This is a genomic window from Streptomyces sp. NPDC051243, assembly GCF_044455405.1.
In the GTDB taxonomy this organism is placed as follows: domain Bacteria; phylum Actinomycetota; class Actinomycetes; order Streptomycetales; family Streptomycetaceae; genus Streptomyces.
Genome location: NZ_JBITES010000012.1, coordinates 167,327 through 180,334, shown reverse-complemented (window position 1 = coordinate 180,334; position 13,008 = coordinate 167,327). Strand labels below are relative to the sequence as shown.

At 70.5% G+C, this 13,008-nt stretch carries 9 protein-coding genes; 2 read left to right on the top strand and 7 right to left on the bottom strand.

The genetic code is table 11. The features are described 5' to 3' along the window. Positions 1-91: 91 nt before the first annotated feature. From ffh to ACIBAG_RS29820, 5 genes are all read right to left on the bottom strand, one after another. Positions 92-1,645, bottom strand: coding sequence for a signal recognition particle protein (ffh, locus tag ACIBAG_RS29840; protein ID WP_399109187.1), 1,554 nt, complete (start codon positions 1,643-1,645; stop codon positions 92-94). A gap of 161 nt (positions 1,646-1,806) precedes the next feature. Then, positions 1,807-4,254 carry a [protein-PII] uridylyltransferase gene (locus ACIBAG_RS29835; RefSeq protein ID WP_399109185.1) on the bottom strand — a complete coding sequence of 816 codons (2,448 nt, stop codon included), beginning with the start codon at positions 4,252-4,254 and terminating at the stop codon, positions 1,807-1,809. 24 nt (positions 4,255-4,278) lie between these two features. Further along, positions 4,279-4,617, bottom strand: coding sequence for a P-II family nitrogen regulator (locus ACIBAG_RS29830; protein WP_003997576.1), 339 nt, complete (start codon positions 4,615-4,617; stop codon positions 4,279-4,281). Next, positions 4,614-5,963 (bottom strand): ammonium transporter, encoded by a 1,350-nt coding sequence (locus ACIBAG_RS29825; protein ID WP_399109184.1) that lies wholly within the window; start codon positions 5,961-5,963, stop codon positions 4,614-4,616. Before ACIBAG_RS29825 ends, ACIBAG_RS29830 begins: the two co-directional genes overlap by 4 nt. 335 nt (positions 5,964-6,298) lie before the next feature. Then, positions 6,299-7,792: a hypothetical protein gene (locus ACIBAG_RS29820; protein WP_399109182.1), complete on the bottom strand. Its 1,494-nt coding sequence runs from the start codon at positions 7,790-7,792 to the stop codon at positions 6,299-6,301. Between the two features lie 458 nt (positions 7,793-8,250). Here ACIBAG_RS29820 and ACIBAG_RS29815 point away from each other — a divergent pair, with 458 nt between their 5' ends. Beyond that, positions 8,251-8,907 carry a bifunctional DNA primase/polymerase gene (locus ACIBAG_RS29815; protein ID WP_399109181.1) on the top strand — a complete coding sequence of 219 codons (657 nt, stop codon included), beginning with the start codon at positions 8,251-8,253 and terminating at the stop codon, positions 8,905-8,907. A 108-nt stretch (positions 8,908-9,015) separates the two neighbouring features. Here ACIBAG_RS29815 and ftsY read toward each other — a convergent pair whose 3' ends face one another. Continuing rightward, complete coding sequence (gene ftsY / locus ACIBAG_RS29810; protein WP_399109180.1) at positions 9,016-10,227, bottom strand: signal recognition particle-docking protein FtsY; 1,212 nt, start codon at positions 10,225-10,227, stop codon at positions 9,016-9,018. A 105-nt stretch (positions 10,228-10,332) separates the two neighbouring features. Here ftsY and ACIBAG_RS29805 point away from each other — a divergent pair, with 105 nt between their 5' ends. Further along, positions 10,333-11,304 (top strand): LLM class flavin-dependent oxidoreductase, encoded by a 972-nt coding sequence (locus ACIBAG_RS29805; RefSeq protein ID WP_399109179.1) that lies wholly within the window; start codon positions 10,333-10,335, stop codon positions 11,302-11,304. 180 nt (positions 11,305-11,484) lie between these two features. Here ACIBAG_RS29805 and ACIBAG_RS29800 read toward each other — a convergent pair whose 3' ends face one another. Next, entirely contained in the window at positions 11,485-12,897 is a 1,413-nt protein-coding gene (locus tag ACIBAG_RS29800; RefSeq protein WP_399109177.1) for a sugar porter family MFS transporter, read from the bottom strand. Between the last annotated feature and the right edge of the window lie 111 nt (positions 12,898-13,008).

Below are 13,008 nucleotides of genomic sequence, written 5' to 3'. Positions count from 1 at the left end.
TAACCGGCCACGGCATGCGCTGGGGCGCCTCCCCATGAAGAGGGGCGCCCCCAGCCACGTACGCGACGCGACGGTCGTACGAAACGAACCGTCAGCCCATGAACTTCTTGAACTCGTCCGGCAGCTCGAAGTCCTGCCCGGCCTGCTGACCCGGCAGCCCGAAGGCGCCGCCGCCCTGAGCCGCGGCGGCCCGGCGGGCGGCCTCCTCCTGCTCCTGCTGCTTGCGCTTCATCGGGTTGCCGGAGCGCTGCTTGCCCTTGGCCTTCTTCGGCTGCTTCTTGGTGCGGCCGGGGCCGCCGCCCATGCCCGGGATCCCCGGCATACCGGGCATGCCGCCGCCCTGGGCCATCCGGGACATCATCTTGCGGGCCTCGAAGAACCGCTCGACGAGGTTCTTCACCGCGCTGACCTCGACACCCGAACCTCGGGCGATACGGGCGCGGCGCGAGCCGTTGATGATCGTCGGGTCCTGGCGCTCGCCCGGCGTCATCGACTTGATGATGGCGGCCGTACGGTCGACGTCCCGCTCGTCCAGGTTGTTGATCTGGTCCTTGATCTGGCCCATGCCCGGGAGCATGCCGAGCAGCTTGCTGATGGAGCCCATCTTCCTGACCTGCTCCATCTGGGCCAGGAAGTCGTCGAGGGTGAAGTCCTGGCCCTTCTTGGAGGCCAGCTTCTCGGCCATCTTCTGGGCTTCGGCCTGGTCGAAGGTCTTCTCCGCCTGCTCGATCAGGGTGAGCAGGTCACCCATGTCGAGGATGCGGGAGGCCATCCGGTCCGGGTGGAAGGCGTCGAAGTCGTCGAGCTTCTCGCCGTTCGACGCGAACATGATCGGCTTGCCGGTGATCTGCCGGATCGACAGGGCCGCACCACCGCGGGCGTCGCCGTCGAGCTTGGAGAGCACCACGCCGTCGAAGCCGACGCCGTCGCGGAAGGCCTCCGCGGTGTTGACGGCGTCCTGACCGATCATCGCGTCGACGACGAACAGGATCTCGTCCGGCGAGACCGCGTCCCGGATGTCCGCGGCCTGCTGCATCATCTCCTGGTCGATGCCCAGGCGGCCGGCGGTGTCCACGATCACGATGTCGTGGACCTTGGCCCTGGCGTGCTCGATGGAGTCCTTGGCGACCTTGACCGGGTCACCGACGCCGTTGCCCGGCTCCGGCGCGAAGACCGCGACACCGGCCCGTTCGGCGACGACGCTGAGCTGGTTGACGGCGTTCGGGCGCTGGAGGTCGGCTGCGACCAGCAGCGGGGAGTGGCCCTGCTCCTTCAGCCAGCGGCCGAGCTTGCCCGCGAGGGTGGTCTTACCGGCACCCTGCAGACCCGCCAGCATGATCACGGTCGGCGGCTGCTTGGCGAACCGCAGACGACGGGTCTCGCCACCGAGGATCGTGACGAGCTCGTCGTTGACGATCTTCAGGACCTGCTGGGCCGGGTTCAGCGCGCGGGACACCTCGGCGCCGAGGGCGCGCTCCTTGACGTTCTTGATGAACGTCCGGACGACAGGCAGCGCCACGTCCGCTTCGAGGAGCGCGATGCGGATCTCGCGCGCGGTGGCGTCGATGTCCGCCTCGGAGAGCCGTCCCTTGCCGCGCAGGTTCTTGAAAGTCGCTGAGAGGCGATCGGAGAGAGTATCGAACACGGCGCTCGCGGTCCTCGGGGTCGGTGGCAGCTGGGAATCGCCCTCCAGGGTATCCCGGCTGCGCAGGTTGCCGGGATCCCCGGTTCAGGGCCTGTCCTTCGGATCAGGTCGGCGTCGCGGGCCCCGGCACCCGCTCCCCCCGGGGTTCTTCGGGCAGGGCCCTAGCCCCGCAACGTCTCCTCCAGCTTGCGCGCCACGGCGGCCGCCTCCTCGCCGGGCAGCGGGGCGCCCTCGGGCCCTGTGACATAGAACGCGTCGACCGCGTTGGCGCCCAGCGTGCTGACATGCGCACTGCGCACCCGCACGCTCGCGTCCTCCAGCGCCCGGCCGATCCGGAACAGCAGCCCCGGCGCGTCCTGGGCCCGGACCTCGATCACCGTGGCCAGCCGGGAGGCGGCCGGGTGGACCGACACCCTGGGCGGTGGCGGTACGACTCCCCGGCGGCGCGGATACGCCGCGTCCCGCTCGGCGAGGCGGCCGGCGATGTCCAGGGAGCCGTCCAGGGCCCGTACGAGGTCGGCGCGCAGCCGGGCGGCCTGCGGCAGGGAGCCGTACTCGGCGGCGACCCGCCAGTTCAGCAGCAGGACGGAGCCCTCGACGCCGTCGGGCAGGTCCTGGGCGCGCAGTTCGGCGGTGCGGACGGTCAGGCGGTGCATCGCCAGCACGCCGGCCACCGCGGGCAGCACGCCCGGCTGGTCCGGTACGGCGATGAGGAGTTCCACGCCCAGCGGCTCCGGGTCGCCCGAGGGCTGGTCCTCGGCCGGCGGTTCGGTCTGGGCGCGCAGTGACAGTACGGGGCTGCCGGTCGCCATCGCCTCGATGGCGAGCCGTTCCTGCTCGGCGGTGGGCGCGGCCGCCTCGGGCTCGTCCGGGTCGTCCCCGGCGAGCACGGCCGCGACCCGTTTCACCAGGTCGGCGACGAGCGAGCCACGCCAGGACGACCACGCCGCCGGGCCCGTGGCCAGGGCGTCCGCCTCGGTCAGGGCGTGCAGCAGCTCCAGGGTGCCCTGCGAGCCGACCGCCTCGGCGACCGAGCGCACGGTGGCCGGATCCTCCAGGTCACGCCGGGTCGCCGTCTCGACCAGGAGCAGGTGATGGCGTACGAGAGTGGAGAGCACCGTCACCTCGTCGCGGTCGAAGCCGATGCGCGCGGCCACGTCCTTGACGATGATCTCGCCGGCCACCGAGTGGTCGCCGGGCCAGCCCTTGCCGATGTCGTGCAGCAGCGCGGCGACCAGGAGAAGGTCGGGGCGGTGGACGCGCCTGGTGAACTCGGAGGCGCGGACGGCCGTCTCGATGAGGTGCCGGTCGACGGTCCAGACGTGCACGGCGTTGCGCTGCGGGCGGCAGCGCACGCGCTCCCAGTCGGGGAGGAAGCGGGTGATCAGACCCTCGGCCTCCAGCGCCTCCCAGACGTCGACGGTGGGGCGGCCGGAGCCCAGCAAGGTCACGAGCTGCTCGCGGGCCTCGGCGGGCCACGGCGTGGGCAGGGAGCGCCCCGTGGCCGCCATGCGCCGGACGGCGTGCAGGGAGAGCGGGAGTCCGGCCTGTGCGGCGGCGGCCGCGGCGCGCAGTGGGAGTACGGGGTCGCGTTCGGGGCGCGCGGCACGGGCGAGCACCACCTCGCCGTCCTGCTCCACCACTCCCTCCGCCAGCGGAGAGCGCTCGGCGGGCGGCTTCCCGCCGCCCAGCATGGCGCGCAGCCGGGGCCGTACGGCGCGTGATCGCAGCACGCGCCCCACTTCGCGCCAGGTGACGTCGCTTGCGTACGAGATGACGCGCGCCGCCTCGTACACCTGCCGCAGCAGGGTGTCGGCGTCGAGCAGCCCGAGTTCGGCGGCGACCTGGTCCTGCTCCTGCAGGGCCAGCCGGTCGGTCGCGCGCCCGGTGGTGAGGTGCAAGGCGTCACGCACGTCGAGGAGCCGGCGCCGGGCGTCGTCGAGGCCCTCGCGCGGGGCGTCGGCCAGCCAGGACGCGGCGACGGCGCGCAGGATGGTGGCGTCCCGCAGCCCGCCGCGCGCCTCCTTGAGGTCGGGTTCCAGGAGGTACTGCAGCTCGCCCTGGCGCTCGGCGCGTTCGGCGGACAGCTCCTGGAGTTCGGGCAGGCGCTTGGGCGCCTGGTTGCGCCAGTCGGCCAGGACCGCCGTCCGCAGTCCGGCCGTAAGTCCCAGGTCGCCCGCGATGTGCCGGGCGTCCAGCAGGCCCAGCTGGACCTTGAGGTCCTCGCCGGCCGTCTTGCGGGCCTCGGCCGGCGTGCGCACGGAGTGGTCGAGGGCGAGGCCGAGGTCCCAGACCGGGTACCAGATGCGGTCGGCCAGGGCGGCCACCGCCTTGCTGTCGCCCCCGTCGTGCAGCAGGAGCAGGTCGAGGTCGCTGCGCGGGGACAGCTCGCCGCGGCCGTAGCCGCCGACGGCGACCAGGGAGACGCCGCGCAGCCCTTCGGCACCGGCCGCGAACAGGCCGGTCAGCCACTCGTCGGTCAGCTCGGCGAGGGCGGAACGGCGCGGCGGCCCGGACCGCGCCCCCTCGGTGAGGAGGCGCAGCCGGGCCGCCGCGTAGCCGCTGGGTCCCGAGTTCTCTGCTTCGTTGTGCACGTCCGTACTCGACACCCAGCAGCTCCTGTTCTTCTTCTGTCAGAGCGCGTCGGGACCGCGCTCGCCGGTCCGGACCCGTACGGCCGTCTCGACCGGCAGGGACCAGACCTTGCCGTCACCGATCTTGCCGGTGCGGGCGGCCTTGACGATGACGTCGATCAGCTGCTCGGCGTCGTCGTCCTCGGCCAGGACCTCGATACGGATCTTCGGGACCAGGTCGACGGTGTACTCGGCACCGCGGTAGACCTCGGTGTGGCCCCGCTGACGACCGTAGCCGCTCGCCTCGGTGACCGTCAGGCCGTGTACTCCGAAGGCCTGGAGGGCTTCCTTGATCTCGTCGAGCCGGTGGGGCTTGACGACAGCGGTGATGAGCTTCATGCGTCCACCTTCTTGCTCGCGGCCGCGGCGGCCGGGGCCGCGACGGTCTTGGCGGCACCGCCACCGGCGCCACTGAAGTCGTATGCGGTCTCGGCGTGCTCGGCCTGGTCGATGCCGGCCACCTCGTCGTCCTCGGAGACCCGCATACCGATGGTCTTGTCGAGGATGAAGGCGAGGAGCGCGGACACGATCAGGGAGTAGGCGAGGACCACGAAGACACCGGCGCACTGCTTCCAGAACTGGGTCAGGCCGCCGCCGTAGAAGAGGCCCTCGACGTCGGACTGGCCCTTGCCGCTGGCGAAGAAACCGATCAGCAGGGAGCCGACGACACCGCCGACCAGGTGGACGCCGACGACGTCGAGCGAGTCGTCGTAGCCGAGCTTGTACTTGAGGCCGACGGCCATGGCGCACAGCAGACCGGCGACGGCGCCGACGGCGATCGCGCCGAGCGGGGAGACCGCACCACCGGACGGGGTGATGGCAACCAGACCGGCGACGGCACCGGAGGCGGCGCCCAGCGTGGTGAACGCGCCGTGGCGGATCTTCTCGTAGATGAGCCAGGCCAGCATGGCGGCAGCGGTGGCGACCTGCGTGTTGACGAACATCAGCGAGCCGACGCCGTCGTCGTTGCCCAGCCAGGAGCCGGCGTTGAACCCGAACCAGCCGAACCACAGCAGGCCCGCGCCGAGCATGACCAGCGGGAGGCTGTGCGGACGCATCGGGTCCTTCTTGAAGCCGACGCGCTTGCCGATCACGAGGATCACACCGAGCGCCGCGGCACCGGCGTTGATGTGAACCGCCGTACCACCGGCGAAGTCGATCACGCCCAGGTCGAAGGCCCAGCCGCCGTCGGCCCAGACCCAGTGGGCGACGGGGAAGTAGACGACCGTGGCCCACAGCGCGATGAACAGCGCCCAGGCCGAGAACTTCACTCGGTCCGCGAGAGCGCCGCTGATCAGGGCGGGCGTGATGATCGCGAACATCAGCTGGAAGACGAAGAAGACCAGCAGCGGGATGTTGTACGTCGTCTCGCCCAGGACCCACAGGTCGCCCTTGTCGACGCCGCTGAGGCCGACCCAGTCGGAGGTCCAGCCGATGAGGCTGCCGGAGTCCTTACCGAAGGCGAGAGAGAAGCCGAACAACACCCACAGGATGGTGACGATTCCCAGGCTGATGAAGCTCATCATCAGCATGTTCAGGGTGCTCTTGACGCGGACCATGCCTCCGTAGAAGAAGGCCAGGCCCGGGGTCATGAGCATCACCAGGGCGGAACAGATGAGCATGAAACCTGTGTTGGCGGGCGACAGCTCTACCTTGTCTGCCGCCATCATGATGGCTGGAGCCATCGGCGTCTCCTCGTGGTTGGTACGGCCCCGTGCGGGCGAAGCCTGAGCGGATTGAGGGGTGGGCCGGTTATGCGCCACGAGATTGACGCAGCGCGGTTTCGGTGGAAGCCCCTCGTTGTTTCGCGGCCGTGACGAAGGCGCCCTGCGTGTTACGCGTTGATGAACTCCGAGATGTTGCGCTGCCCGATCGTTATCGTGGCGCAACCTTCACTGAGGGAAATGGAACCGGCCGCGGTCGGCCTTCCGATGACCTGGCATGGGGGAGCCGAGTCGGGCAGTTCGGGAGGGCCGGCCGCGGCCGGGGTTCTGGGGTTTCCGGGTTTCGCCCGGGTCGGTCAGACCGCCTCCGCGGTCTCCGGGAGCTCCACGGCGAGCTTGTCGGTGAGGTCCACGACCTCGGCGAGATCCCCGAAGTCGCGGGCGGCGGTGTCGACCGTCTTTCGAATACGAGTGTTGACGCGCTCGGAGCGCACCTTCTTGGCGATGTGCATGGCCTGCTCGGCGTAGACCGCGCTCTGCTCGGGCTCGCGCCGCAGCAGATGGACCGTGGCCATGCCGATGAGGTTCAGTGCGTACGACCGCTGGTGCTCGCCGTCCTTCGCGAACAGGTCCACGGCCCGCCGCATCACCGGCTCGGCCAGCGAGGCGTACGTCGGGCTGCGGCCGGCGACATAGGCGAGGTCGCGGTAGGAGTGGGAGTTCTCGCCGTACAGCTCGGCCTCGGAGAAGAAGCGGATCCAGTCGGGGTCCGGCTCGTCCCACTCGTCGGCCTCGGCGAAGGTGTCCTCGGCCATCCGGACCGCCCGCTTGCACTTGCCGGGCTGGCCCATGTTGGCGTAGGCGCGGGCCTCCATCGCATACAGCATCGACTGGGTGCGCGGGCTCGCGCAGTCCCGGCTGCCGTACTGCGCGAGGTGGATCAGCTCCAGGGCGTCGTCGGGCCGGCCCAGGTGGATCATCTGGCGGCTCATGCTGGAGAGGATGTACGAGCCGAGCGGCCGGTCGCCCGCCTCCTTGGCGGCGTGCAGGGCGAGGACGAAGTACTTCTGTGCCGTCGGCTGGAGCCCGACGTCGTAGGACATCCAGCCGGCCAGCTCCGCCAGCTCGGCGGCGACCTTGAACAGCTTGCGGGTGGTGGCCTCGGGCTGCGGCTCCTGGAGCAGGTCGGTCACCTCGTGCAGCTGGCCGACGACCGCCTTGCGGCGCAGCCCGCCGCCGCACTGGGCGTCCCACTGCCGGAACATCACGGTGGTGGACTCCAGCAGGTCCAGCTCGGGCTTGGACAGCCGGCCACGCGCGCGTGAGGACGGGACGGGCCCCGGCTCCTGGTACGGCGCGGGCGGCGCGGGGACCAGCCAGCGCTGCATCGGCTCGATGAGGGACGGGCCGGCGGACAGGGCCAGCGAGGTCCCGAGGAAGCCGCGCCGCGCCAGCATCAGGTCGCTGCGCGAGAACTCGCTCAGCAGGGCCACCGTCTGCGGGCCCGTCCAGGGCAGGTCGACACCGGACACGGAGGGTGACTGACGGGCGGCGCGCAGGCCGAGGTCCTCGACGGAGACGACGCAGCCGAACCGCTCGGAGAACAGCTCGGACAGGATCCGCGGGATCGGCTCGCGCGGGTTCTCACCGTCCAGCCAGCGCCGTACCCGCGAGGTGTCCGTGGAGATGTGGTTGGCGCCCAACTGACGGGCTCGGCGGTTGACTTGGCGGGCCAGTTCGCCCTTCGACCAGCCGCTGCGCACGAACCAGGACGCGAGCAGCTCGTTGGGGCGCTTGTCAGCGTGCGATGCGCCACCAGCACTCGTACCGCTTCCGCTGTTGCCGCTCACTGGAACGCCCCCATCCCTTGGACCACTTGTCACCGAGTGCGCCAAGCCCTATCAGAATGCCGGTAGATACGGTCACCCGTCCGGCAGTTCTCACCCTTCGAACGGAAAGCCGACTTGCCCCCGGCATACCCACGAGTGCATGTGCCCCGGGGTTCCGTGCACTCACGGTAATCCTACGATCACGCCCCCAGCCATGGCGATCCCGGAATCGCCACCATTCGCCACCCCTTCGAATGAACTAACGGTGGCGTCTACGCGATTCACTTGACATAGGACGGCCGGGAGTGGGCGTAGCGAAGCACCCAGGGGCGTGTATCGCCGAGTCCGCGACCCGAGATGCATCCGAGCGCCACGTGAACCGGGCGGCGTCACCGGGTAACCGGCCGCCAAGGAACACACAGGGTCACGACTCGCATTCGCGCCGTAACCACGGGCGCGCTGGACCCGTTGGAGGGGGCATGGGCTTCACGATCGGCGGCATCCGGGAGATCCGATCCGGCTCGCGACGACGCGGCCGCTCCTCGGAGTGCACCTCCGTCGCCGAGTTCACCGGGCTGTGGGGCTGGGACGTGGTGCCCGGCGCGCGAACCGCGGCGGGCGCCTGTTCGTGCGGCCGCTCGGACTGCGGCACGCCCGGCGCACACCCCCTCGACTTCGCACCGGAGGTCCGTGCCGGGGCCACGCTCGACGAGGTCGCCAAGGCGTGGTCGGAGTTTCCGGGCGCCGCGGTGATGCTGCCGGTCGGGCGGGCGTTCGACGTGATCGAGGTGGCCGAGCCGGCCGGGCGCCGCGCGCTGACCCGGCTGGAGCGGATGGGCCTCCCGCTCGGCCCGGTCACCGCCACCCCCGAAGGCCGCGCCCACTTCTTCGTAGCCCCCGGCGCCGCCGCCGAACTCCCCGAGCTCCTCTACCGCATGGGCTGGGACGACCCCACCCACCTCGACCTGCGCGGCCTCGGCCCCGGTACGCACATCACGGCTCCGCCGTCCGACCGGGGCGGGCTCGGCCCGGTGCGCTGGCTACGACCGCCCGCACTGGACACGGCGACGAAGCCGCCGGCGGCGCGGTTGTTGCTGGGGACGCTGGCGTATGTGGCGCATCGGTCGCGGGCGTAACAAGGAGCGCGGCAGTCACAGTCGTACACAGCGAAGCGCCCGTCCCCCAACTGCACCTTGGGAGGCGGGCGCTTCTTCGAACCACATACCGATGCTGATGGGTGGGTGTCACTCCCCGATAAGGGCGTCAACAAACGCCTCCGGCTCGAACGGCGCCAGATCGTCGGCACCCTCGCCCAGCCCGACCAGCTTCACCGGCACGCCCAGCTCACGCTGCACCGCGACGACGATGCCGCCCTTCGCGGTGCCGTCGAGCTTGGTGAGCACGATGCCGGTGATGTCGACGACCTCGGCGAAGACACGGGCCTGGACCAGGCCGTTCTGGCCCGTGGTGGCGTCCAGCACGAGCAGCACCTCGTCCAGCGGCGCGTGCTTCTCGACGACCCGCTTGACCTTGCCGAGCTCGTCCATGAGGCCGGTCTTGGTGTGCAGGCGCCCGGCGGTGTCGATGAGGACGACGTCCGTCCCCATCTCCTTGCCCTCCTTCACCGCGTCGAAGGCGACGGAAGCGGGGTCGCCGCCCTCCGGCCCGCGCACGGTGTAGGCGCCGACCCGCTCGCCCCAGGTCTGCAGCTGGTCGGCGGCGGCGGCCCGGAAGGTGTCGGCGGCGCCCAGGACCACGCTGCGGCCGTCGGCCACGAGGACGCGGGCGAGCTTGCCGGTGGTGGTGGTCTTGCCGGTGCCGTTGACGCCGACGACCATCACGATGCCGGGCTTGCTGGTCTCCGGCTCGGTCCTGACCGTGCGGTCCATGTCGGTGCCGACCAGCTTGAGCAGCTCCTCGCGCAGCAGGCCGCGCAGCTCCTCGGGGGTGCGGGTGCCGAGGACCTTCACGCGCTCGCGCAGACCCTCGACCAGCTCCTGGGTGGGCTGCACGCCCACGTCGGCGGTGAGGAGGGTGTCCTCGATCTCCTCCCAGGTGTCCTCGTCCAGGTGCTCGCGCGAGAGCAGCGTGAGCAGGCCCTTGCCCAGGGCGGTCTGGGAGCGAGAGAGCCTGGCGCGCAGCCGGATGAGACGGCCGGCGGTGGGCTCGGGGACCTCGATCGCGGTCGGCGGGAGTTCCTCGACGACGGGCGGTTCCTCGACGGCGACCCCGGTCGAGCCGCCTGGCAGATCCACCTCCTCTATCGTCCGGCGCTCTTCGTCGCGCGGTGTCTCGGCCTCGTCGCCGACGTGCGGCTCGGCCGGAGGGGCGGTGATGTCGGGGGCGGCCGGGGGCGGCGGAGGCAGCGGCTTCTTTCGCCGGCTGCCGACGATGAGCCCGCCGAGCGCGCCGAGCACGACCACGGCGATGACTACAGCAAGGATGACGATGTCCATAACCCGTCCAGTATCGGCCATGGAGGCCGGCGACACCCCTCTGGATGTCTGACACACCGTCAGCTAACGTCCGCCTTCACACCCGCCCGGTGAAGGGGGACCCCCATGCCCGTCACGGTCGTACGCTTCAACCTCGTCCAGCCCGACGCGACCCCGGCCTCGCTGAGCGCCCGCTACCGAGCCGCCCTGGAGATGGCGGCGTACGCGGACGAGCACGGCATCACCACCGTGCAGACGGAGGAGCACCACGGCGCCGAGAACAACTGGCTCCCCTCCCCCTTCACCTTCGCGGCGGCGGTCTTCGGCGCGACGCGGCGCATCGCGGTCACCGTCTCGGCGATCATCGGCCCGCTGCACGACCCGCTGCGCCTGGCCGAGGAGATCGCCGTACTGGATCTGCTGAGCGGCGGCCGGCTGGTCACGGTCGCCGGGATCGGGTACCGGCCCGAGGAGTACGCCCTCTTCGACATCGACTGGAAGCGGCGCGGCGAGCTCCAGGACGAGTTGCTGGACACGCTGCTGAAGGCGTGGACCGGTGAGGAGTTCGAGTACCGCGGCCGTACGGTACGGATCACCCCGCGTCCGTTCACCGACCCGCACCCCCTGCTCCTGGTCGGCGGGTCCTCGAAGGCCGCCGCGCGCCGGGCCGCCCGGCTGGGCCTGCCGTTCTTCCCCAGCGCGCATCTGCCGGAGCTGGAGGCGTACTACAAGGAGCGGCTCGTCGAGTACGGCACCGAGGGCTGGACGATGATGCCGGCCGCCGAGACGCCGCTGCTGCACATCGCCGAGGACCCCGACCGGGTGTGGGCCGAGTACGGCGGCCACTTCCTGCACGAGGCCCGGACGTACGCGTCCTGGCAGTCCGGGGACATCCGCTCGGCGGTGAAGTCGGGGGCCACGACGGTGGAGGAGCTGCGCGCCGAGGGCGTGTACCGGATCGTGACGCCTGAGGAGTGTGTGGCGCTGGGGTTCGACAACTACGTACTGCATCCGTTGTCGGGCGGGATGCCGGTGGAAGAGGGGTGGCGGAGTCTGCGGTTGTTCGGGGAGGCGGTGCTGCCTCGGCTCGGGGACTGACCCGGTGGTCCGATGGACGCGCGCGGTCGCTCACCGTCCGCCGGGTTTCCTTCCGTGCCGTTCGAAGAACCGCCGCCCCGGCTCGGGCAGTGGCCGAGCCGGGGCGGCGGCGGGTTACGGGGAGAGGGGCAGCGGGGACTTGGCCCTTCTCCCCGAGTTCGGGAAGCCCTTTTCTGAGGCTCAGCCCATCTCCTCCAGCTTCTTGCCCTTGGTCTCGGGCACGAACTTGAGGATGAAGGGGATGGAGAGGAAGGCGAACACCGCATACATGACGTAGGTGAGCGACAGGTTCCAGTCCGAGAGATCCGGGAAGGTGATCGTGATCAGCCAGTTGGCGATCCACTGGGCCGAGGCGGCCACGCCCAGGGCGGCGGCGCGGATCTTGTTCGGGAAGACCTCGCCGAGCATGACCCAGACGACCACACCCCAGGACAGGGCGAAGAAGAGGACGAAGGCGTTGGCGGCGATCAGCGCCACATAGCCCTGCGCGGTCGGCAGCGGGTCGTTGCCGTTCTGGAAGGAGAAGGACCAGGCGGCCGCCGCCAGCGAGATGCCCATGCCGACGGAGCCGATCAGGGCGAGCGGCTTGCGTCCGATGCGGTCGACGAAGATCATCGCGATCACGGTGCCGATGATGTTGATGATCGAGGTCTCGAACGAGTAGAAGAACGAGCTCGACGGGTCCACGCCCACCGACTGCCACAGCAGGTTCGAGTAGTAGAAGATGACGTTGATGCCGACCAGCTGCTGGAAGACGGAGAGGCCGATGCCGATCCACACGATCGGCAGCAGACCGAACCGGCCGCCCAGCAGGTCCTTGAACGTCGACTTGTGGTCGCTGCGCATGGCCCGGTCGATCTCGGCGACCCGGCTGTCCAGGTCCACGTCGCCCTCGACGTCGGCGAGGACCTTCTTCGCGTCGTCGATACGGCCGACGCTGATGAGGAAGCGCGGGGACTCGGGGATGGCGAAGGACAGCAGCCCGTAGACGATGGCGGGCAGGACCATCACGCCGAGCATCCACTGCCAGGCCTCGAGGCCCGCGATGACGCCGCGCTCCTCGCCGTCGGCCATGTTCAGGATGGCCCAGTTGACCAGCTGCGACACGGCGATGCCGATGACGATGGCCGCCTGCTGGAACGAGGCGAGCCGGCCGCGGTAGGCGGGCGGGGCGACCTCGGCGATGTAGGCGGGGCCGATGACGGAGGCCATGCCGATGGCGATGCCGCCGAGGACACGCCAGGCGGCGAGGTCCCACGCGGCGAACGGGAGCCCGGAACCGACGGCGCTCACGGCGAACAGCACCGCCGCGATCTGCATGACACGGATGCGGCCGATGCGGTCGGCTATGCGGCCGGCGATCGCGGCGCCCAGTGCGCTGCCGAGCAGGGCACTGGCGGCGACGGTTCCGGTGACACCGGAGCTGAGGTCGAACCGGCCCTGGATGCCGCCGTTGGCTCCGTTGATGACAGAGCTGTCATAACCGAACAGGAAGCCGCCCATGGCGGCCGCCGCGGTGATGAAGACGACGTGCCCGAGATGTTCGGGGTGAGCCGTCCTGGCTCCTGTGGGTGCCTGCGCTGTGCTGGTCACGTGTACTCCTCGGGCACCGGCAACGCTGCCGGGTGAAGGCAAAAGCAACGTCGATGACCCTATGCCTTCAAGTTTCGAAGTCAAGAGATGGGAGTGTGACCTTAAAGGCTC

Coding starts and splice junctions, on each gene's coding strand:
- ACIBAG_RS29830 (WP_003997576.1), bottom strand. CDS start 4,617: ATGAAGCTCATCACCGCTGTCGTCAAGCCCCACCGGCTCGACGAGATC.
- ACIBAG_RS29825 (WP_399109184.1), bottom strand. CDS start 5,963: ATGGCTCCAGCCATCATGATGGCGGCAGACAAGGTAGAGCTGTCGCCC.
- ACIBAG_RS29815 (WP_399109181.1), top strand. CDS start 8,251: ATGGGCTTCACGATCGGCGGCATCCGGGAGATCCGATCCGGCTCGCGA.
- ftsY (WP_399109180.1), bottom strand. CDS start 10,227: ATGGACATCGTCATCCTTGCTGTAGTCATCGCCGTGGTCGTGCTCGGC.
- ACIBAG_RS29805 (WP_399109179.1), top strand. CDS start 10,333: ATGCCCGTCACGGTCGTACGCTTCAACCTCGTCCAGCCCGACGCGACC.